This window comes from Leptolyngbya iicbica LK (assembly GCF_004212215.1).
Lineage (GTDB): Bacteria > Cyanobacteriota > Cyanobacteriia > Phormidesmidales > Phormidesmidaceae > Halomicronema > Halomicronema iicbica.
In genome coordinates this window covers 63188-85597 of the sequence record NZ_QVFV01000005.1, presented here as the reverse complement: position 1 = coordinate 85597, position 22410 = coordinate 63188, and the positions used below count along the sequence as shown (strand labels likewise).

Sequence of the window (22410 nt, the reverse complement as noted above, 5' to 3'; positions counted from 1 at the left end):
GGGCGGGACGGGCGATCGCTTAAGCATTGGCAGCAATATCGGGACCCTTGCCCTGCAATTGGGCCAAACCACCAAAGCCATAGAGCCAGGACACAACGACCAACCAATGCACCACCGTCACGGCCAACATGGACCCGGTCAGACCGTAGAGAGTGGTTAACACCAGCCCGATCCAACTGGCGAGTAGCAAAAAGCGGCGATCGTGCAAAACCCCACTAGCCTTTGGCCGTAGCCAACTAAAGCCAACGTGATACAGCACAAATAGTCCAAGACTGAGGGCCGCCCAAGCCAGCCAGCGCAGCGTCGGCACCCCTTCAGTCGGATGGGGCAATAGGCTCACCCGGAAGATGATTTCTTCCAGCAGGGCAGGCACAAAAAACAGTTTGACCAAATTGAGCACTGCTTTGAGCGGATTATCCACACGGAACTGCGGGCGCAGCAGGCCACTCTGGCGGCCGTAGCTGAGGGTGACGGCAGCGATCGCTGCGAGCGCCAGCAGGGTATAGCCCACCAAAGCACCGGAAATGGGCACGGCAAAGCTGCGGGCCAGGCGCAACGCCACCCGTGACACCCCCGGAATCAAGCCAAACAACGCAGTGGGAGGAATCGGGGCGATCGTCGGGTCATAGCCCCCCACTTGATTGGGCCGCAAGAACCAGAGATCGGCCCCATTTTTGAGAAAAATGAAGGCGATGTCATCTTGCCCCCAACGCGGCATCATCGAGCGCCAGCTAAAGATGCCCGCCAGCAAGCCGCTGCGAGTCGCCAATTCGTTGCCCCGCGCGTTGACCCCTGCCAGGGTCTCGGCATTGCTTTGCCAGTCGGGCCGCACCACTCCGTAGGGTGCCAGTGATTGGCGCAGATCGGTGGCTAAAGCCGCAAACTGTTCAATTTTTTGCACATCGGGGTCGTTGGGGTTGGCCTCGATGTACGCCTGAATATTGGGATCTTGTTGCGCTTGTAAGCGAATCTGCTCGATCGCAATAAACAACGCCTGGTTCGAGTCCTGAACGCAAGACGTCGCCGGAGAAATGGCTGTCACCCCAGCACCATCGCCTGTGCGATAGCGGGCCGCAATAATTTGCGCCTGAATCAGCAATTCCCGAAACAACGAGAGGGTAGTGTCGCCCAGCTGCAAATCTTCGATGAAATAGTCGAGCTTGACCACAATGTCAGACAGGGGGCGCTGCCCCAGCCAACCGCGCTGCATATCACCCGTATACGACGCCCAATCGTGGGTGCCCGCGATAATCGCGCCGCCATTGTGGGTATAGATTTGCTGGTAGTTAATTTGGAACTGCGGTTCCTGCGCAATCGGCTCTTCGACCACCTGCGCCAGCCCGTAGGCAAAGTGGCCTGTCACCGTGCCAGCGGGAGTGAATTCTTGATTTTCGCCGCCGATGCCCCCAAACAGGTGAATCAGCAGGGCATAGTCACCCACCTGCCAGGCGGCGATCGCCCCCTCAGCCGACTCCGCTGTGGGACTCACCAAGACCTTTTGGGCCAGCCCCTTACGCGCTGGCGTATCCCTCCAGTTCTGGCGATCTAAATAATTCCGTCCGGCTTTTTCGCCCAAGATGACTTCGTCGGGGTTGAGCTGCATCAGTTTACGCGGCTCCAGAGCCTGCACCGTAAACACGCCCGCCTCATCCCGTGAGCCATACACATACCAACCCTCGCTCCCCGCTGGCGAATCGGTCAGTTCGCGAATGGTGGAAAAGAAGCGATCGCCCTTCAGCATCGGCTGCTGGGGAATGCGAATCGTTTCCTCCGGTCCAGTAAACTCTTTGGTCGCCGAGTTAAAGTGGCGAACTTTGAAATATTCAGTCGGACAGGGAGATTCCCCCGGACACACTTCGGGCAGCGGCGCTTCTACACTCGCATCCGGTTCCAGCACTTGCACCAGTCCATATTCTCGCCCCGTCACCTGCACGGGCTCTAACCCCACCCGCACCACGGGTTGACCATTCTCCTCAGTTAAGACAGGGTCACCGACCAGCTTCACCGTGACATCGTCGTTGGGGCGTGCGCCCGCCAGCGATTGCAGTGGCCCCACGTTTTGCCGCCCATCCAACCGGATGGGCACGATGGTGCCTCCCTCCCAAAATTTGTAGGCGCGATCGGAAAACGTCACATCCCGCGTCACCGCCTCCACATAAGACTTGAGCAAGGGGGCATCCTTCCACGCAACCTTGACCGTTTGCCCCAGCAACTCTGGATTGGCAGGGGAATGCCACACTTCCAGCCACGCCCAATCACCCGGCTCAGCAGCATAGTCTTCGACGCTGGGCAACATCAGTCGTCCAACCCAGTTCCCCACAGGCCGATAGGTCGCCGATGACGGCAGCGCCGTGATGGGATAAGTCGTCACCTGGTTAAACGGAGCGGCCTGCGCCAACGCATAGTTTGACTCGGGCATATCGGCACGAGCCCCCGTCATGGACAGGGTGAGCGCCACGATCGCGCCCAGCAAGACCCACCGCGATCGCCGGATCAGTTGCCGCATAAAACCTGAAGCGCCCCAAAAATGTTGATGCATGGACCCAGTCTGAAATGGAACAGTATCGCGATCTCAGCCTCCGGGCAAATCATTGCTCAGAGCCCAGTGTTGGCATATTGTATCGGTCCGCTGGAACAAAACACCCTAAAGAAATCTAGCGATTCTTCCCCCATTGCGAGTTGACCGCGGGATTCGTCCAGGGGCGATCGCCCCTAATTTTGACTGCGCTTTACATCAAGAAACCCAACCCTAACGCCGTCCCAATGGTCCCCCCTCCCGTCCCCAAAAACCCTTCAACGGCGCTCTCCTGAGCAGTTATGGCCCACCGTGCTGGCCCAACCAAAAAGCGCAGAGCCCTTTGGACTCTGCGCTACGCCTTAAGCGTTCGAAATATTCAGATTGTTAAGCTGTTTGCCAAAGTTCTTGAACCCGACCCACAGGTAGCCAAGCAGCGATTTCTTGCACCCGCTCTTCCGACAGCTCATCCTTCGTCGCAGCGAAGACAGCACGGGTCACAGTTTCCCCATTCGACGTTTTAGGGACAGAGGCCTCGCGATCGACTCGCTTGAGAAACAGCTCTGAATCAATGCCGAAAGGTGCTTCACCTCGTAGCGGTGGCCGCAAGCGGCTCAGAAATCGCACGATGGGGTTGGTATCTTGCCACAGCTCAGCAACGTCGACATGGAGTGACTTGTCTTCCACACCTTGAGACGCCACATCATCTGATAACTCAGCGGCAATTTGGTCAGCCTGCTGGGTCGTCATCATATCTCGCATCACCCGAAAGACGACTTCCGTCACGTCTCTGGCATCATAAAGGTCGGACAAATTGCCCTTGTGCATGACTTTTTGCAAAAAGGACATTTCAGACTCAGGAATGGGCTCACGCTTATCTTCAGACAAGTTTTCCGGAGGGTTTTCCTTCATTTCGTTCAGCATTGCCTCACCCTTAGCAGTGAGCTTGGCTCGCTTCAGGGTAATCAAGTGCGGCAATGGCCCATCCTCGGCCCCTAGAGTGTTGGCAACGCGAACATTGACCTCGTCAGGGTTAACCAAATTGGGCACATCTTCTTGCTTAGCGTAAGCATTGCCGCTAAATTCGGCGTCAATGTATTGCTTTTGATTAAGATAATCGAGATGCCCCAGTAAGTCAGATTTGTCTAACTTAATGCCGATAAAATCATCAGCAGCCAAGTTGATTTCCTTGGTATCAACCTCAGCAGCATGATTTCCTTGCTGCGCTTGGTCAATTTGACTCAAAATTAAGTAAACAGCGTCGTCTCGAATGGTAATAGGCATAGAGTAATTATTTGAATTCAACAATCGGATTGAGTTTGAGCAGGCGATCGCTGCTACAAATCGATCCTTTATTCATGGCTCAACCACTGTTCAGTACTCGCTTGTCAAGCTGACAATCTGCAGCAGATGAGCGATTAAAGTTAAACCGTTAGAAGACTCGCATGAATAATAGTTTGTGTTGCGAACATCAACACAACTAAGAATAGGAATTTTCGGCGATCGCCGAAACCATCCGTCGGCAGAAATGTCCCACGCCCAAATACAACTTCTGGTGGAGCTCGAGTAAACCGCTGAGAAGATGACCTACCCAGTTGCCAATCTCGTTTTGTCAGCTACTTAACTCAGCCTTCAATCCACAAAAGTCACCCACAATTTGGGCCTCAGCCCTCGCCGCCCAATTGCAACAGCCATTAACGCAAATCTAAGACCAATCTTAAATTCCGTCTGGTTTTGGGCCTTCCATGCAAAAGCTGTAGGGTAAATCTAGTTACTTGTGAGTTTTTAAACCATCCAAAGATTATGTCAGCCAGCTATATCATGGCCCTGGATTTGGGCACGACCGGCAACCGCGCCATCATTTTTGACCAAACCGGGCAAGTCGTTGCCCAGTCGTACAAAGAACTGACGCAGTATTATCCCGAGCCGGGCTGGTTAGAGCATGATCCACGTGAAATTTGGGATGACATTCGCTGGGCGGCCAGAGGCGTTTTAGAAAAAGCCAAGGTTCCAGCGTCGGCGATCGCGGCCATCGGCTTGACTGTACAGCGTGAAACCTGCCTGCTGTGGGATAAGGAAACAGGCCGCCCTCACCACAATGCGATCGTTTGGCAAGATCGCCGCACCGCGCCCTTGTGTAATGAACTACGAGCCGCTGGCAAAGCCGACGAAATCTACGATCGCACCGGTCTCGTACTCGATGCTTATTTCTCCGCGACCAAATTGGCTTGGTTGCTTGACCACATCAAGCAATACACCGATCCGCCTCTATATATGGAAAAAACCCTGGCGGGAACCGTTGATACTTGGGTGCTGTGGAACATGACCGGCGGCAAGGTTCACGCCACCGACCACAGCAACGCCAGCCGCACCATGCTGCTCAATTTACAAGGACATGACTGGGATCCAAACCTGTTAGAAATGTTTGGCATTCCCCGCAGCATCATGCCGGAGGTCAAGCCCAGTTTAGGCTTGTTTGGCTACACCGATCCCGACTTTTTGGGAGTCGAGATTCCCATCATGTCGGTCTTTGGCGATCAGCAGGCAGCTCTGTTTGGCCACGGTTGCGACAGCCCCGGCGCGTTGAAATGTACCTACGGCACAGGCGCGTTTTTGGTGGCGCACACGGGCGACAAAATCCTGCGCACCAATCATGAGTTGCTCTCGACCATCGCCTGGTCAGTGGCGGGCGATGGCAAGCCCCAGGTCGGCTACGCCGTCGAAGGCGCAATGTTTACGGCTGGGGCCTGTATTCAATGGTTGCGCGACGGCATTCGGGTGATTAGCCACGCCGCCGACACCGAGCCATTGGCCAAGCGCATCGGCACCAATGGCGGGGTTTACTTCGTACCAGCCTTGAGTGGGTTAGGCGCGCCTCATTGGGATATGAGCGCCCGTGGCTCATTTATGGGCATCACGGGGGGCACCCGTCGCGAACACTTGATTCGGGCAGTCTTGGAAGCGATCGCCTACGAAGTCAAAGAAGTGGTGGATGCCGTCAACGCCGGAGCGGCCACACCGATCAAAGAACTCAAAGTGGACGGCGGCGCTTGCCAAAACGATTTTCTCATGCAGTTTCAGGCCGATGTCCTGGGCATTCCCATTGAGCGGCCCGCCATTCTCGACACGACCGCCCAGGGAGCCGCCTTTGCCGCCGGACTCGCCAGCGGCTACTGGAACGATTACCGCGCCCTCGTCGCCGCTCGCGGCATTGAGCGGGTGTTCGAGCCGAATGCTAACGCCTCGGCAGCTCGGGAAAACTACGCGATGTGGAAAAAAGCAGTTGAGCGCTCTAAAAATTGGTGCGAATGATTGCCCATTTGCTGCGCGGCGGCTTGCTGCCTACTCCGGTTCTCAATTGAGCACTGAAGTTGGGAACCGGGGTAGGCAACTCTCCCCGATGGGCACTTTGCCAAAGCGCAAGAACAGCATCGGATTCTTCCTTCACCCTCACTCAACGCAGCTGCCGCTCATCTGGGGATCGCTGCACGACAAAGACCGTACATTGAGCACTCAATCCTTGCAGCATGCTTTGAGGTAGCTCGACTAAGAAGGGCCACACATGGCTTAGCTGGGAAACTCAATGCCCTTCTTGCGTGCTGGCAATTCATCGGGAGCATTGACACTCTAAGTCGTGTACTCGCATCGGAGTCGGCTTTCCAGCACGCTCCACCACTTTAAAGATGCAGCGATCGCTTTCATCCACTAAGACGACGGACGGCAGTTAATGGCAGTGTAGTAAATGCTCATCATTTCAATTTCCTATTGTTCAACAAACGTTTAGGAATAATTTCGGTTAGCCCGCTTCAAGAAAGCCGAGAGGAATGAATTATTTGACTAGCCCCCACGCGGCGAAGGACTAGAAAACCTGTTTACAGGCTGGCCAGATTTATCGCCTCCCAGCAACGGAGCAGGGCCGCCTAAGCACGGCTTTGTTAATCACTCTCGACCCGCCTTGATTGTCAACGCCTGGCCCCAAAGCGGACTCTTGAGCGTTCAGACCTTTTGGTCGCGGCTACAAAAATCTGTACATTCTTTATTGTTTCTTATAATGTAGTACGAGGATCTTTGTATTTTTCAACAGTTCGAGTTAATCCTTTTCAAGCTGTAATGCAATACTCTTTAGTCAAAGAAAGTGGTTTGAATAATGCCCCGCATACTTGTTATTGACGACGATCCATCAATTTCTGAACTAGTCTCAGTCAACCTCGAGATGGCTGGCTATGATGTTAGCCAGGCGAGCGACGGCATTAAGGGCCAAGCTTTAGCTGTTCAGCTATTGCCTGACTTGATCATGCTCGACCTGATGTTGCCCAAGGTCGATGGTTTGACAGTCTGTCAGCGATTACGTCGTGATACTCGAACCGCCGAGATTCCAGTGTTGATGTTGACGGCGCTGGGCCAGACTCAAGATAAGGTTGACGGGTTCAACGCAGGGGCTGATGACTATCTCACCAAGCCGTTTGAGCTAGAGGAAATGCTCGCCCGGGTGCGCGCACTGCTGCGGCGAACTGATCGCATTCCCCAGGCAGCAAAGCATAGCGAAATTCTGAATTATGGCCCGTTGACCCTCATTCCCGAGCGGTTTGAAGCGCTATGGTTTGACAATACGGTGAAGCTGACTCACTTAGAGTTTGAGCTGCTGCATTGCCTGCTCCAACGGCATGGTCAGACGGTATCGCCGAGCGAGATTTTGAAAGAGGTGTGGGGCTACGATCCCAACGACGATATTGAGACGATTCGGGTGCATGTGCGGCATTTGCGCACGAAAATTGAGCCCGATCCCAGACATCCTAAGTACATCAAGACAGTCTACGGTGCGGGCTATTGCCTCGAGTTGCCGGGCGACTAGCGCCCCTAGTTCAAGGCTGTCTGTTGCCTGTTTCAGTCCCTTGACTCGATGTTCTGCCCTGTGCGGTGAAGCGAGATTAGGTCTAACGGCTGGTTCACTCGTAGGAGCACCAGTCGCTCCAGCCGCCAACATAAAGTCGAGGCATTGCCTGACCCATAACGGCTTGGGCTAAGAGATTGACACAGGCCGTGACGCCTGAGCCGCAGTAGTAAATTGACTGTTCGGCGGCTGGCAGCGGTTGCCAGAGTTGAGTGAGTTCTGCCGCAGATTTAAAGTAGCCCTGCTCATTCAAGTTGGTTTGCCAAAAGAAATTCAAAGCCTGAGGAACCGCCCCCGCAACGGGATCAATCGGTTCGTGTAAACCCTGATAGCGGTCTGGCGATCGCGCGTCGATTAGCGCTGTTTGTCTCTCCGTTTGTGCCGCAATCACTTTGCTGCGATCAACGACCCAATCAGTTTGTAAAGTCGGCGCAAATTTGCCCGGCGATCGCTCAGGAACCTCTGTCGTCAGGGGCAACTGCGCTGCCTGCCAAGCGGGCAAGCCACCGTCTAAGACCGCCACAGCATCATGGCCGAGATAACGCAGCAGCCACCACAAACGAGCGGCAAACGCGCCCTTCGTCGCATCGTAAGCAATCACAGAGGTAGCGGGCTGAGAAGCGATCCCCAAACGTTCGAGCTTGGCAACGAATTCGTCGATGTCAGGTAGCGGGTGGCGACCGCCATGTGGCTCGACTGGACTGGAAAGATCTTGGTTGAGATCCAGATAAGCCGCTCCGGGAATATGCCCTGCCAAATATTCGACCCGGCCCTGTTGGGGATCACCCAGCGCAAAGCGACAGTCCACCACGACAAGGTTCGGGTCGTTCAGATGGTCTGCTAGCCACTGAATATCCACCAAAGGCGTTGGCAAGGACAGACTGGATGCAGTCATGTAACCTCCTGAGTTGATGTGTCGAGGGGCGGTTCACCAGGGACGGTGTAAAAGGATAAACAGGTGCGGCCATAGCGCTTTTGGGTGCGGAGAGTGAGCGTAGGCAGTGCGATCGCCGTCCACTGGTCATCATGCTCAACAGCTAACTCACCATCGCTTGCGAGCAGGTGGTGTTGGGCGATCGCCATCAACACCGCATCATACAAACCCGCATCATAAGGGGGATCAAAGTAGATGTGATCAAACGTCTGCCCGGCAAGCTTGGGTAATTGGGTCAAGACATCGCCCCGCATGAGGGTGAACTGTTGGTCGGGGCGAGCCACTTGCTGCCAATTGTGTTGAATCGTGCGGCAGGCGATGCCAGCCTTTTCGATGCCGACGACGGTGGTGGCCCCTCGGCATAGAGCCTCGGCCCCCATACTCCCATTCCCCGCACACACATCTAGCCAGCGGCAGTGGCGGATAGACCCTTGCCAAATATTGAACAACGCCTCACGAACGCGCCCGGTCGTCGGTCGAGTCGCCAGACCGGGCACAGTCTTGAGCTGACGATTGCCATAAATTCGCAGAGGCATTAGCGACTCAAAGCCGGGGTCTGTTGTTGAATCACCGCCACAAAATTCGACAAAATTTGCAGTCCGACTGTAGACGACTTTTCCGGGTGAAACTGCACCGCCATCACGTTATCTTTGGCTACCGCTGCTGTCACCGTCTGGCTGCCGTGGGTCACTGTAGCGGCCGTCATCGTCGTATCCGCTGGTTCGGGATAAAACGAATGGACGAAATACACCCAGTCATCAGTGTTAACGTGCTGCCAAAGAGGGTGTTCCGGTTGGGTGAGGGTGAGTTGATTCCAGCCCATGTGGGGAATGGTGATGCCGGGCTCGCGCTGAAAGCGCCGAATCATGCCGGGAATGATGCCTAATCCGGGCTCTTGGCCTTCTTCGCTGCCGTCAAACAACACCTGCAACCCAACGCAAATGCCTAAAAAGGGTTTGCCAGTGGCGACAATATCGTGGATGGGGCCAATCAGGTCACGATCTTTAAGGTGCTGCATGGCGGGGTCAAAGGCTCCGACCCCTGGCAAAACAATGCCATCGGCACTTTGCCAGTCGGCGACGTTGTCGCTGACCACCGTTGTGGCCCCAGCTTTTTCTAACCCCTTGCAGGCGGAGTGAAGGTTGCCCATGTCATAGTCAATTACAGCGATACGAGTCATGGTTAGCCTCCTAAACTACGGCAGTCCACCCTCATCCTACACAGGGTCGTCACGCTCGGCTTGAGGATTTGTCAATGTTCCCCAACTCTTGTGCCCAATTTTATGCCTGAACTGACACACATGGGCTTGTATGTGTGGAGATAAGACTAGCCGCTATCAGCAATCTGCCGGCTGGGAATCAGGAATCGGTCACTACTTTGTGCGGCTTGGGTTTTAACTAATTGGCATACAGTAAATTTCATGACGTTGCTTATTACAACTTTTGCCCCTTGGAAGGCACATCAAACCACCAATTCTTCTGATGACCTGATTATGCTCGTTCGCGATCGCCTGCCCCGAGGCACTCGATTAGTGCGCAACTTGCCCGTGCATTTTCAATTGGCACCCACTCAAGTGTTGTCGGCGATCTATCAATATCGCCCGACGACCGTCATCTGCTGTGGCATGGCTGAGCAGCGATCGCGCCTCAATTTAGAACGGTATGCCCACCGCGCCGGGACTCGCCTGGAGACAGCCCTCGATTTGTCGTCATTAACCGCTGGGCTTAAGTGGAGCACCATCAGCCACGATGCTGGCACCTTTGTTTGCAATGCGCTTTACTACGATTTGTTAGATCACATTCGCCATAACAATTTGGCAGTGCAAGCTCTGTTCGTACATATCCCCCCCCTGACGGACTATAACCGACAGCCATTACGCCAAGATTTTGAGAGTGTGTTGTCGCGTTTGTCGTTCAAAACCTCGCTAGATCGACGATCCGCAGCATAGGACGTATCGGTAATATCCGGCCGAATCAATGATTCAGGTTCTCATGGTGAGCGATCGGTAAACTGTTGAAAGATGTAGCCAATCTAAGGCAGGTGCGGTGCCATCCCAAGTTGGGCTTATCGGTTCTCTTCATAGACCTGGTACCTGCCCTCAACCATGGATTCAGTGAACCAATCGCGAGAATGCACGCCATCTGCGTCTTGATCTGCGCTCAAGTCGCTAATTGTTGAGAAGGTTGAGTGAAAGACGATTCAATCACTGCGGTCTTTTTGGGTAACTGCGGAAAGCGTGGAAGCCTGAATGCCACGGCCTGCAGCACGACATAATCTGAATAACACGTCGCCATAAGCCCCATACCAAAACTCAAAAAGGCCCGCCTCAAATGTGAGACTGGCCTTTTCAAGTAAGTAGAGCTACGTACTCGGGACGCATTAGCTAAGGCTCGAAATCCGGCTCCCGCTTGGGTTAAATCACTATTGGCGCAGGCACGTTGCCTGACCTGGTGACAGGCGAGAAGACTATCCCAACCAACTTAATCTCATCCCTCTGGGTGAATTCAGCTATCGAACCGCCATGTTTTACGAGTAGCTCAGCGTTCATCCGAACATCAGAAATGCTGAGCTACTTACGAACCTGTAGTCTGAGCCGCCAACATTTCCTTCAGCTTCTCCAACTCACCCGCCCAACGAGGATCAGGCTGTGCCGCTTCTGCAGAACTGGTAGCGGGTTTACTACGTCCTTTGGCAGACGATTTGCGACGCCCAGAATCAGCATCGCCATCCTCTTTCTTAGAACGAGGCAGAGCCTTTTCAATTTTCAGCGTGTTTTCTTGAAGTGTGAAGTCACTGAACTTGCTCACCAACGCATCGGCTTGTTCGTCAGTTTTGACCGTCACAAAACCGAAACCTCGACACTTGCCCGTCTTGCGATCAGTGACCAATTTAACCGAGACGATTTCCTCTGAATGTTCGGCGAATACGGCTTCTAGCTGCTCGCGCTCAATATCTTTCGGCAAATTGCCGACATAGACTCTCACAGACATTGCGGATACCTCTTTTTCAACACACTATTTTCAACTGCCAAAACGAGTCAATTTCATGCTTAATTGGCAATCTTTGACTTGTAAAAGAACAACAATTTTATAAACGGCCAGCCTCGAAAAAAATTAGAATTCAGAAAAATTCCGATGAAATAAAGGAGGCTACAAAAACTGTTAAATCAAGGATTCAACAATTTCCGAAAAGCTACTTGCTGCCCTTGCAACCCCCACACAGCCTACAACAGGCGACTAAATTTGGGATGTACCGCTGAAGCCTTTGCATCCAACTGTCTGACATATGAGAGCCATCAATTAACTTAACATGGACGGCAGTCGGCCGCAGAAGTAATCTCCCAAATTTGTCCATAAATTTGAGTAATAAAAACCAGCTACCTGAATAAAGTAGCTGGTATGTCTTGCTGTGTTGAGAGTAGGAGAACCCATACCTAGCCCCCGAGTGGGTAAAGTGACTCGACTGTACTTGCATTGGTCAGTCACGGTTAGGTGCACTGGAACTCTGTTAAGAAAGGTAACACTTTGTTGAGGAGGCTGCAACATTTCGGCTGGTTTGATTGGTGGCTTAACCTCGTACAAGGATGAATAACCCAAATGCACAGCAGATAAGGCTTAGCGCCACTGACCAGAGAGGATGGCTGGCCTTAGTCACCAATTTGCCAGTTTGAAAAAATGCGTCGACGTCCATCCAGGCGATCGCCCCCCGCCGGTACCAGCCCTGAACTTCGAGCGATTGCCCCACCCAATCACTGGGGTGGCGAGGATGCATCAACAAATTGCCGGGGGGACCCAGGGGCGAGAAAAAGTGCAGCTTGAGCAAGGCAGTCGGTGTCGCCAACATCAAGTCTTGGCCGAGCCAGTTGGCAATGCCGGGACGGCCCAAAAGCTGGCCCGATATCCGCACGGGCTGGCTGAGGGTCGGCAACTGCAAGGGATCTTCATACAGGCTGGGCAAGGGCGGGTTAGTGAGGCGATTGCCTGCGGTGATATCGGGAAAGTAAGTATTGATGCGAATCATGATGCCCATCCCCAAACCCAGCAGCAAAATGCCCCAAAGGACACTGCGATCGCCGTATAGCCAACCGATTCTTCGGAGCCCCAGGGGTTCAAAAACGCCGCCTAAGAACCAGAGCAGCATGGCGACTGACAGGCCCAAAATCGGCCCCAGATAGGGACTAATTTGGGTGAGAAAAGCGCCCCATTGAGTTCTCGAACGGGAACTTGGAGATTTTTGGTTGGGATCTAATGTGGGTAGAGGTAAGGCGGGTTGCAGTTGCCAGCGTTGGGCATAGCTAGTCAATCGTCGAAGCCGAGCCCCCAGCCCTGGGTGACTGCTATTGATCGAGAGCCACTGTCGATAGGGGTTGTGAATTTCCCAGGCGATCGCGTTCAAAAAACTGGCATCCGGAAACAAGCTACCCAGGCCGATTGCGGCCTCATATCCCACAGGCGTGAGCAAATCGGTGCTTTCTACCAGCGGTGGGGTGTAGCCGGTTTGCACAATGGCGGCGGCAATGCCCACGTCGAGCTTGACCAGTGCTCGCATGAGCGCATTGGGGTTGCCCGTCCACACGACGGTTTGGCGATCGCTTAACATCACCCGCGATCGCGCCGCCAACACATTCACCTTGCGAAACAGCCAATACAGTCCGTAGCAAATTGCGGTGATCGTGGCGGCAGCAATTCGCAAAAAGCGATTTTTTTGTTGATTGGCCCATTGTGCCACTTGCCAGTAGCCCTGATGGCATAGCTGCAAAAGCACGGCCACCAGTGACATAAACGGCAACGTGCGGCTCATGACATGGGACATTTCGTAGCCAATCAGCGTAGCAATTTCGTCATCGGTCAGTTGTTTTAGCAATCCTCGGCTGATGACAATTCGGGTGTGGCGAGGCAGCCAACCATAGCTAAAAATTAGTGGCACTGAGGTCGGCAACTCTTGCAGGAGAGGCATCAGCCAGCCTTGTTTTTGACTGATGCGCCGCAGCAATTTGCACCCCTCAGGATGGGTCTTTTGCAGCTTTTGAATCGATAGGGGCTTGAGTCCGGTGGTGGTGCGCAGCAGCCAATCCAGCACCCACGGGGAGGCAAAAAACAGCGCGATTAAGATTGCGAGCGTGATGCCAGTGCAGTCGTAAAAACGCCATTGTAGGGAGAAATTGAGGACACGGCTAAATGGGGTTAGAAAGGTGGCAAGTACGGCGAGAGTAATCTGCATCAAGGCGCGACAAAGCCAAAATAGCGCGATCGCGCCAACAGCCTGACTGATCCAGGCTTGCCATAGCCATGCAGGTGGGGTGGGCAAGTTGCGCGGGCGATCGAGGCGATCGGTCGATTGAAATGCTAAGACGGCTGCTGGCTCGGTTGGGGGCAGCGGTTTACCCATCTCTGGAGTCGGCTCAGAGACTGGGCGGGAGGCTTCTGGCGGGGCGGTTTGGTTTAGCTCAGCGTAATGGAATAGTGACGGCGGCGGGGCGGCAGCCGCCGGGGTATCGGTCTCAGATTTCGCGGCCTTGGGCGGAGAAGAATCGGCAACTGGCGTCGAGGGCACGAAAGCCTCTGCCTCAGAACCCGGGGGGGAAGAACGCTCGGCCTGAGGGTCGATCAAACCCGGGGCATCCATTGCGGATCGCGGCAAGGCAGCCGTCGATTCGGCCTCCGGGTCGAGGGGGCGAAAGCCGCTCGGATCTGTGATTTCTGGTCGGGGGGTGGGCAGCGGTGCTGGCGATGGATACTCAGGGGTGGGGGGGCCATCTTTATCTAAAGGGCGAAAGCCGCTGAGGTCTGTGGCGGGGGGGGCATCGGTCCGAGTCCCCTCATCCGTCGCGGGTGTCAGGCTGGCGAGGGTGGCGCTGGCCCACTGCTGGATTTTGGGTTGGGGATGATTGATCAGCTTTTGACACAGCGGAATGGCGGCAGCCGCTTGTCCATCCGCTTTGAGGGCTTTGATCCAACCGATGTGAGCTTTGAGACGAATGGCAGCGGGGACGGTGCGATCGCGCGACAACTGAGCAAACTGCTCAATCGCGACAGAATAGTCAGCGGCTTTTAGGGCCGTTAAGCCCGTTTTCAAGATATGGTCGGGAGAGTCGCCTGGCATGGACGGGAGTTGATTGGCAGAATAAGGCACGTCTAACATGCCGTGGAACTCGGACGAATGCCCACCGAATCGGATTCACCCTCGTGTCCTCTGTCGATGTAATCACTCGCTCGCAGCCTGAACCTGATGGAGTTGCGGCTATATTGGCACGATATGCCGCGATCGTCGACGATTTTCAAAGTTTGTTGGCAATTAGCCAAACCCCGCTGCCGGTTTCCTTTTGGCATAATCCGCTGAAAGGTGACGCGATCGCTTTGCCGGATGTTCTGACCCAGCAGGGTGTCGCGCTGGAACCCATCCCGTGGTGGCCGGGGGCGTGGCGATCGCCTCACTGGCCGTCCCCTGGTAATACCGTGCCTTTTGCGGCGGGGTGGTATTACGTGCAAGAAGAAATTGCCATGGCGGCGGTGGCGGCCCTCGATCCGCAGCCGGGAGAGGTCATTCTGGATTTGTGTGCCGCGCCGGGGGGCAAAACGGCCCAAATCGCTCTGCGAAATCCGACGGGCACCGTGATCGCCAATGAATTGCACGCCGCCCGAATGCCCAGTCTCACGGCGACGATTAATCGCTTGGGCTTAACTCAGGTCATCACGATGCAGGAAGACGGGCGATCGCTGCCCTTGCCCAATTTCTCTTTCGACCGGGTGCTGGTGGATGCGCCGTGTTCCGGTGAGGGGAATCTCCGGCGTCGAAAGCGACAGCAACCCTGGCAGCCCGACCACGGTTTGCGCATGGCGGCGGCGCAACAAAAGCTCTTGAGCCGGGCGTTGGATTTGGTGAAACCGGGAGGCACGGTGGTTTACAGCACCTGCACCTTTGCCCCGGAGGAAAATGAAGCGGTGTTGGATGCGGTGCTGGGCGATCGCGCCGAGGTTGTCCCGTTCGCCATTCCGAGGCTGCGGTATCAGCCGGGTCTCACCCAGTGGCAGGGGGAAACCTATCGCGCCGACATTGCCCACGCGCAGCGCTATTTTCCCCATTTGAACAACACAGGGGGCTTTTTTGTCGCCCGGTTGCAGCGCACTGCCGCTCCGGCTCTCACGACTGAACCTCTCGAATCCTCGAAAGGCATATCGAGCCCGCCTAACGCATCCGGGCTAGCGATTGCAGAGTCGCCGTTGGGGCCAATCTGCGATCGCTTCGGCATTCCGCCCGCCGCCTTTGACACCTATGACTGTTGGGCCACTGGAAAGCGGCGCTATTGGCTGCGCGATCGCACCAGTCAGCTACCCGATGAACTGTCGCCACAAACCCTGGGCCTCTCGTGCGCGACGCAGACCAATTTGGGATTGAAACCCTCCACCGCCTTTTTGCAGCGCTTTGGCCAACTGGCCCAGCAAAACGTCATCCATTTGCCCGACTGGGAGGCAGTCGCTGAATTTCTGCGCGGCGGCTCGCAACCGCTATCTGCCAATGTGCAGCCGGGCTATGTGCATGTGCGATTTCAGGCGTTTGAGCTGGGCTGCGGCTACTATCGCGGGGGTTACCTGGAGTCGCAGATTCCCAAAATTTTGCGGCGCGAACTGGCCGGAATTGGCGGCAACTGACGATGTAGCTGGATGGCCGCGAGGCCGCAACCGGACGCCGCGATCGCCGATTAGAATACAACTACTCCTATGGCTGTCTCGGAGGCTTTTATGGTCAATCAGCTTTCCCTCCAGGAACAAGATGAAGCCGTTTTTCCCGATGCCGAACAACTGATCACCGAGGACGATACACCGGTGGATAATTTTGCGTCTGAAAAACAGCAGCGACTCCTCACCTCTGCGCTGTTCAGCAGTTTGAAGGATCACCAGCCATTCATTGCAGCGGCTAATGTGGGCATTTATCACACCTTTCCCGGTACGGCGATCGTGCCGGATGTCTTTGTCAGTTTCGGCGTCGCCGTCCCTAAGGATTGGTGGGAAAAGCAAAACCGCTGTTATCTGGTGTGGAAATTTGGCAAACCGCCGGAAATCGCGATCGAGGTCGTTTCCAACAAAGTGGGCAAAGAGCTGACGGATAAACTGGCCATTTATGAACGGATGCGGGTCAGCTATTACGCGGTTTATGATCCCAATCGTCAACTCGGGGATGCCCCCCTGCGTCTGTTTGAACTTCAGGGGATGCAATATCGAGAAATGCCTGAACCCTGGATGGAGCAGGTCAGTCTGGGGCTGATGCTGTGGGAGGGCGATTTTGAAGGGAGTCCTAATACCTGGCTCCGCTGGCAAGATGGTGAAGGCAATTTGCTGCTGACAGGTGATGAACAGGCCGAGCAGGAGCGAGATCGCGCGGCCCAAGCCCAAGCCGACCTTGAACGCGAACGCGAACGCGCCGATCGCTTAGCCGCCTACTTGCGATCGCAGGGCATCGATCCGGATCAGTTACCTCAGTAACGGTTCCCCGACCGACACAGATTTTGCTCGCCCAGGCTTTTACAATAGATGCCTGTACTTTGAAGGCGATCGCACCGGAAATCTGTGGCTGACCAATCTCCTCTGCTGATGCTCGTTGATGGGCACTCCCTGGCTTTTCGCTCTTACTACGCCCACACCAAAGGGCCAGAGGGCGGTTTGCGCACCTCCACGGGCATTCCCACCAGCGTTTGCTACGGCTTTCTCAAGTCGCTGCTCGATACGGTGGAATCAGAGCGCCCCCAGTACGCGGCTGTGGCCTTCGACCTGGATCAGCCCACCTTTCGCCACGAGATGGCTGACGACTACAAAGAAGGTCGCCCCGAAGCGCCGGAAGATTTTGTTGAGGACGTGAAGAACCTGCAAGATCTCCTGCAAACCCTCGGGTTTTGCGTCGTCACTGCCCCCGGCTTTGAGGCCGACGACGTGATCGGCACCCTCTCCACCCTGGGGAAAACCGAAGGCTACCGGGTTAAGATTCTCAGCGGCGATCAGGATCTCTTTCAGCTCATCGACGAAGAGCAAGCCCTGGTGTCAGTGCTGTATCTCAGCAGCATTTTTGCCAAAGGACCAGGGAAAGGCGGCCCCAAGGAATTTCAGGCGCAGGAGGTCAAGGACAAGCTCGATATCCTACCCTCCCAAGTGGTGGACTACAAAGCCCTCTGCGGCGACACCTCCGACAACATCCCCGGTGTGAAAGGGATTGGCGCGAAAACCGCCGCCAAGTTGCTAAACCAGTACGGCACTCTAGATGCCGTCTACGCCGACCTCGACAACATCAAAGGCGCGACGCAGAAAAAGCTGCGGGAAGGTCAAGACAGCGCCTATCACTCCCAAAAAATGGCCCGCATCGTCACCGATGTCGATTTAGACGCCCATCTCGAAACCTGCAAGCTAGACGGCTTTGACGTTGACGCCGTGACGGAAAAACTGAAGCGGCTGGAATTTCAGCAGTTCATCAACCGCCTGCCCTACATCGAAGCCGCGCTGAAAGGTGAAGCGCCCCCAACTAAGTCCACTGAGGCCGTGCCTGCGAGAGAAGACCCCGATCTGGCCTTCTTTTCAGCAGAAGAGACCGACCAGGCCCAAACGGTGAAAGCGGTGGATATTGCCCCACAAATCATTACGACCGAAGAAGCGCTGTACGAACTGCTGGACTTGCTGGGGGAACAGACCGACCCCGCCCAGCCCGTCGCCTGGGACACCGAAACCACGTCCCTGACGCCGCGCGATGCGGATTTGGTGGGGATTGGCTGCTGCTGGGGCGACGGCAAAGCTGACCTAGCCTACATTCCCCTTAGTCACAAAGACGGTGCCCAGCTAGATACATCGACGGTGCTGGAAGCCCTGCGTCCCATTCTCGAAGGGGCCGAATTTCCCAAGGTATTGCAAAACGCCAAGTACGATCGCCTCGTGCTGCGCGTTCAAGGAGTTCACCTTGCCGGGGTAGTATTCGACACCATGCTTGCCAGCTACGTGCTGAACCCCGACGCTAACCACAACCTCAGTGACCTGTCGCTGAAATATCTCAACCTCAGCGCGTTGAGCTTCTCTGACCTGGTGCCCAAGGGGAAAACCATTGCTGACCTCCCCATTGCCGATGTGGCCGACTACTGCGGGGCCGACGTGCATACCACCTATCGCCTCACCGCCCTGCTCAAAGCGGAGCTGGCCCAATATGCCGAACTGGAGAAGTTGTTCAACAACGTCGAGCTGCCTTTGGAACCCGTCCTCGCCGAGATGGAATACGAAGGCATTCGCATCGATTCGGAATATCTGGGCAAGTTCTCTAAGCAGTTAGAGAGCGATCTAAAAAAGATTGAAGCGGAAGCCTACGAGCTGGCGGGCGAAGAGTTCAACCTGGCCTCACCCAAGCAGCTCAGCACCCTACTGTTTGAAAAACTGGGATTGGACAAGCGCAAGTCGCGCAAGAACAAATCCGGCGGCTATTCCACCGACGCCGCGACGTTGGAAAAGCTACAGGACGATCATCCCGTCGTCAAACTAATTGTCGAGAATCGCACCCTATCGAAGCTCAAGTCCACCTATGTGGACGCCCTGCCAGAATTGGTGCGGCGCGATACCCATCGCATCCACACCGACTTTAATCAGGCCGTGACGGCAACGGGACGCCTTTCCTCGTCCAATCCCAACTTACAAAATATTCCGATTCGCACGGCCTTCAGTCGCCAGATTCGCGCGGCCTTCATTCCCCAAGCGGGCTGGAAGTTAGTGGCTGCTGACTATTCGCAAATTGAGCTACGGATTTTGGCCCATCTGAGTGACGAGCCGGTGTTGGTGGAAGCCTACAACAACGGCGACGACGTTCACGCCCTCACCGCACGGCTGCTGTTTGAAAAAGACGACATCACGCCGGAAGAGCGGCGACTTGGTAAGGTGATCAACTTTGGCGTCATCTATGGCATGGGGGCTTCCCGGTTTGCGCGGGAGGCCGATGTCAGCCGGAGCGAGGCGAAAACCTTTATCGATCGCTACTACGATCGCTATCCCAACGTCTTTGAATACCTGCAACAAATGCAGCGAGAAGCGATCGCCCACGGCTACGTCCACACCCTGATGGGTCGCCGCCGCTACTTCAATTTCACCAGCGGCCAACTGCGCGGCCTACTCGGCACCGATCCGAATGAAATTGATCTGGATAGCCTCAAACGCATTGGCGGCTACGATGCCGGACTTCTCCGCGCCGCCGCTAACGCGCCCATTCAAGGTTCCAGTGCGGACATCATCAAAGTCGCCATGATTCGCCTGCACGAGTTGCTGAAGGGCTATGAAACCCGCCTGCTCCTGCAAGTTCACGACGAACTTGTGTTTGAAGTGCCCCCCGACGAATGGACGGAATTGGCCCCCAAAATCACCGACACGATGGAATCCGCCGTTTCGCTAAAAGTGCCATTGGTGGTGGAAGCCAGCGCTGGCCCCAACTGGATGGAAGCGAAATAGAGGCTGATGAGCGCCCCCTGGACTAACCACGATGGCGGCGGCAAAGGTTGATTACCGAGGGAGATTTCAGGAACAGATTGCTCCTGCAAACTGCTAGGTCGGGGCAGCGACAGTCGCCTTAAGTCAAGACAGCCTTTTGCCCCTGGCCAACTTCTGGGTTGAGCTGGATGGGCTCCAATCAGTCCAGTTTTTAAGCTGGGGTGCTGGTCAGTTGGGTGTCCTGCCGCAGGTAAGCTTGGATGAACGGATCTAAATCGCCATCCATCACATCGCCGACGGCGGTGGTTTCTTCATTGGTGCGGAGATCTTTCACCATTTGATAGGGGTGGAAGACATAGTTGCGAATTTGGTTGCCCCAGGCCGCTTCGACCATGTCACCCCGAATTTCAGCGATCGCTTGGGCCTGCTGCTCTTGGGCAATGATCAGCAAGCGAGCCTTGAGCAGGGCCATGGCTTTTTCGCGGTTTTGCAGTTGCGATCGCTCTTGGGTACAGCGTACCGAAATGCCCGTGGGCAAGTGAGTGATCCGCACCGCTGTTTCCACCTTATTGACGTTCTGCCCCCCGGCACCGCCAGAGCGGGAGGTCTTAATTTCCAAATCCTTTTCGGGAATGTCCAACTCAATCGACTGATCGAGAATGGGCATGACCTCGACCCCGGCGAAACTGGTCTGCCGCTTGCCATTGGCGTTGAAGGGCGAGATGCGCACCAGGCGATGGGTGCCCTTCTCCGATTTCAAATAGCCAAAGGCGTAACGTCCCTGAATCTCTAGGGTGGCGGATTTTAGCCCCGCTTCGTCCCCTTCGGACTGTTCGACCAGCGCCACTTTATAGCCTTGAGACTCAGCCCAGCGGGTATACATGCGCAACAACATCTCGGCCCAGTCTTGGGCATCGGTGCCCCCGGCCCCAGCGTTAATCGTGAGCACTGCCCCATTTTTGTCGTAGGGGCCAGACAGCATTTGCTGGAGTTCCCAGAGATCGAGTTCGCGGGTCATGGTAGCCAGGGTGGACTGCGCTTCCGCCAGCAGCGCCTCGTCGGCGTCTTCTTCGAGCAGTTCCAAAATGGCTTCGGTGTCTTCGAGGTGCGATCGCCATTGCTTGAGCTGATCGAGTTGGGCCTTGCTGTCGTTGAGTTCCTGCAAAATTTGCTGGGCGGTTTCCTGGTTATCCCACAGTTCTGGCTGGGCCGCCTGCTGTTCTAAGTCTTGAATTTTGGCCGTCGTCGCATCAACGTCAAAGATACTCCTGAGCGTTGCCCAGGCGGTTAGTTAACGTCGCGAGATCGCGCTTGAGATCGGTCGTTTCCAACATGGTCGTCGTGATGTGAGGTGGACTCTTATGCTAGGGCGATCGCGCTCAATCAGCAACTTTCTGACTCGGCGGACGGGTCAAAATCAAGCGCTAACTGCACATACTGAATTTCAGAGGGCAAGGGCTCTAGGTTCGACAAGGCCAGGCCGAGTAGCCGGACTTTAGCTTGCGGGTCAATATGCTGGTGCAACAAGGCTGTGCCCAATTGCTGAATGTCCGCCGTGGCGCGAATAGGCTGGGCTTGGGTGTGGCTGCGGGTCACCTGGCGATAGTTGCTGTATTTGACTTTTAAGGTCAGGGTATAGCCGCCCCGCTGTTGTTCTTGCACGCGCTGTCCGACCCGTTCAGCCAGTTGACTGAGAGCGGCGGTCATTTGCGATCGCGATTCTAAATCGGGAGAGAAAGACTTTTCCGCCCCGATAGACTTGCGAATGCGGTTGGGATTCACCGGGCGATCGTCCTGGCCACGGGCCACCCGATAATAAAACCGACCCACTTTGCCAAACTTTTGCACTAAATCAGCTTCGGACCATTCCCGCAGTTCGGCCCCGGTGTGAATGCCGAGTTGGTGCATTTTGGCGGCAGTCACGCGGCCAATACCGTGAAATTTGTCGATGGGGAGGGTGGCGACAAAGGCCGCCGCCTGCTCCGGGCGAATCACGTACAGCCCATCGGGCTTGTCCATATCAGAGGCAATTTTGGCCAGAAATTTGTTGATGGAAACCCCCGCCGACGCCGTGAGCTGAGTTTCTTGGTGAATGTCGTGGCGAATGGCCTGGGCGATCGCGATCGCCGATGGCTCTCCCAGCAAATTCTGCGTCACATCCAAGTACGCCTCATCCAGCGACAGCGGCTCAATCAAGTCGGTATAGCGGGCAAAAATGGCGCGGACCTGCCGCGACACCTCGCGATACACCTCAAAGCGGGGTTTCACAAAAATCAGGTGCGGACACCGCTGCTGCGCCACTCGGGCGGGCATGGCTGACCGAATGCCAAATTTACGCGCTTCATAACTGGCAGCGGCGACTGCCCCGCGCTGCTCCGGCGTGCCCCCCACGACAATCGGCTGGCCGCGATAGGCGGGCTCGTCGCGCTGCTCAACTGAGGCATAAAAGGCATCCATATCGATATGGATGATTTTGCGTAGCGGTAACCCTTCAGAATGCGCCATCTGCTCAAAACCGGGTAACGCCCCAGGCTGTCAATCATGTTACACAGATCGCCGCCGCCGTCTTTTGACTGCATGCCGCTCATGCACCCGTGACTCAGAACGATTCCAAACGTCTAAGGTCAAGGTC

General features: G+C 55.4%; 15 protein-coding genes. 6 read left to right on the top strand and 9 right to left on the bottom strand.

Annotated elements, in window-relative coordinates:
• Positions 1-19 precede the first annotated feature (19 nt).
• Both DYY88_RS17915 and DYY88_RS17910 read right to left on the bottom strand, forming a co-directional pair.
• Positions 20-2539, bottom strand: coding sequence for a CPBP family glutamic-type intramembrane protease (locus tag DYY88_RS17915; RefSeq protein ID WP_052288654.1), 2520 nt, complete (start codon positions 2537-2539; stop codon positions 20-22).
• A gap of 363 nt (positions 2540-2902) precedes the next feature.
• Positions 2903-3799, bottom strand: a complete 897-nt coding sequence (locus tag DYY88_RS17910) for a DUF2267 domain-containing protein (protein ID WP_039729021.1) — start codon at positions 3797-3799, stop codon at positions 2903-2905.
• A 519-nt stretch (positions 3800-4318) separates the two neighbouring features.
• Between DYY88_RS17910 and glpK the strand changes: the two genes are divergently transcribed.
• Positions 4319-5827 (top strand): glycerol kinase GlpK, encoded by a 1509-nt coding sequence (gene glpK / locus DYY88_RS17905; protein WP_039729022.1) that lies wholly within the window; start codon positions 4319-4321, stop codon positions 5825-5827.
• A gap of 835 nt (positions 5828-6662) precedes the next feature.
• The gene (gene rpaA / locus DYY88_RS17900) at positions 6663-7367 is read left to right on the top strand and encodes a two component system response regulator RpaA (protein WP_039729023.1); all 705 of its coding nucleotides are present in this window, start codon (positions 6663-6665) and stop codon (positions 7365-7367) included.
• Between the two features lie 94 nt (positions 7368-7461).
• Here the strand turns inward: rpaA and DYY88_RS17895 are convergent, their stop codons facing one another.
• The 3 genes from DYY88_RS17895 to hisH are packed head-to-tail and all read right to left on the bottom strand — an operon-like array spanning position 7462 to position 9520.
• Complete coding sequence (locus tag DYY88_RS17895; RefSeq protein ID WP_130199501.1) at positions 7462-8301, bottom strand: sulfurtransferase; 840 nt, start codon at positions 8299-8301, stop codon at positions 7462-7464.
• The gene (gene rsmD, locus DYY88_RS17890) at positions 8298-8876 is read right to left on the bottom strand and encodes a 16S rRNA (guanine(966)-N(2))-methyltransferase RsmD (protein ID WP_044151411.1); all 579 of its coding nucleotides are present in this window, start codon (positions 8874-8876) and stop codon (positions 8298-8300) included. The genes DYY88_RS17895 and rsmD overlap by 4 nt, the downstream gene beginning before the upstream one ends.
• Positions 8876-9520 carry an imidazole glycerol phosphate synthase subunit HisH gene (gene hisH, locus DYY88_RS17885; RefSeq protein ID WP_039729025.1) on the bottom strand — a complete coding sequence of 215 codons (645 nt, stop codon included), beginning with the start codon at positions 9518-9520 and terminating at the stop codon, positions 8876-8878. Before hisH ends, rsmD begins: the two co-directional genes overlap by 1 nt.
• Before the next feature lie 240 nt (positions 9521-9760).
• Here hisH and DYY88_RS17880 point away from each other — a divergent pair, with 240 nt between their 5' ends.
• Complete coding sequence (locus DYY88_RS17880) at positions 9761-10288, top strand: pyroglutamyl-peptidase I family protein (RefSeq protein WP_039729027.1); 528 nt, start codon at positions 9761-9763, stop codon at positions 10286-10288.
• A 625-nt stretch (positions 10289-10913) separates the two neighbouring features.
• On the opposite strand, the gene DYY88_RS17875 is transcribed toward DYY88_RS17880, so the two are convergent.
• Both DYY88_RS17875 and DYY88_RS17870 read right to left on the bottom strand, forming a co-directional pair.
• A complete protein-coding gene (locus DYY88_RS17875) occupies positions 10914-11330 on the bottom strand; it encodes an RNA recognition motif domain-containing protein (RefSeq protein WP_039729028.1) in 417 nt (138 codons plus the stop codon).
• A 577-nt stretch (positions 11331-11907) separates the two neighbouring features.
• Positions 11908-14481, bottom strand: coding sequence for a M48 family metalloprotease (locus tag DYY88_RS17870; RefSeq protein ID WP_039729029.1), 2574 nt, complete (start codon positions 14479-14481; stop codon positions 11908-11910).
• A gap of 44 nt (positions 14482-14525) precedes the next feature.
• Between DYY88_RS17870 and DYY88_RS17865 the strand changes: the two genes are divergently transcribed.
• The 3 genes from DYY88_RS17865 (at position 14526) to polA (ending at position 19799) form a co-directional block, all read left to right on the top strand.
• Positions 14526-15989: an RsmB/NOP family class I SAM-dependent RNA methyltransferase gene (locus DYY88_RS17865; protein ID WP_084607175.1), complete on the top strand. Its 1464-nt coding sequence runs from the start codon at positions 14526-14528 to the stop codon at positions 15987-15989.
• Positions 15990-16079: 90 nt separating this feature from the next.
• Entirely contained in the window at positions 16080-16820 is a 741-nt protein-coding gene (locus DYY88_RS17860) for a Uma2 family endonuclease (protein ID WP_039729030.1), read from the top strand.
• Between the two features lie 84 nt (positions 16821-16904).
• On the top strand, positions 16905-19799 hold the full coding sequence (gene polA / locus DYY88_RS17855; protein ID WP_072041363.1) for a DNA polymerase I: 2895 nt from the start codon (positions 16905-16907) through the stop codon (positions 19797-19799).
• Positions 19800-19989: 190 nt separating this feature from the next.
• Here the strand turns inward: polA and prfB are convergent.
• Together prfB and dinB are read right to left on the bottom strand one after the other, a co-directional pair.
• Positions 19990-21109 (bottom strand): peptide chain release factor 2 gene (prfB, locus tag DYY88_RS17850; RefSeq protein WP_130199516.1). Its coding sequence is split into 2 segments (ribosomal slippage): positions 19990-21036 and positions 21038-21109, totalling 1119 coding nucleotides; the frame shifts between segments, so codons are not numbered across the junction.
• A gap of 52 nt (positions 21110-21161) precedes the next feature.
• Entirely contained in the window at positions 21162-22283 is a 1122-nt protein-coding gene (gene dinB, locus DYY88_RS17845; protein WP_039729032.1) for a DNA polymerase IV, read from the bottom strand.
• Positions 22284-22410: the final 127 nt, after the last annotated feature.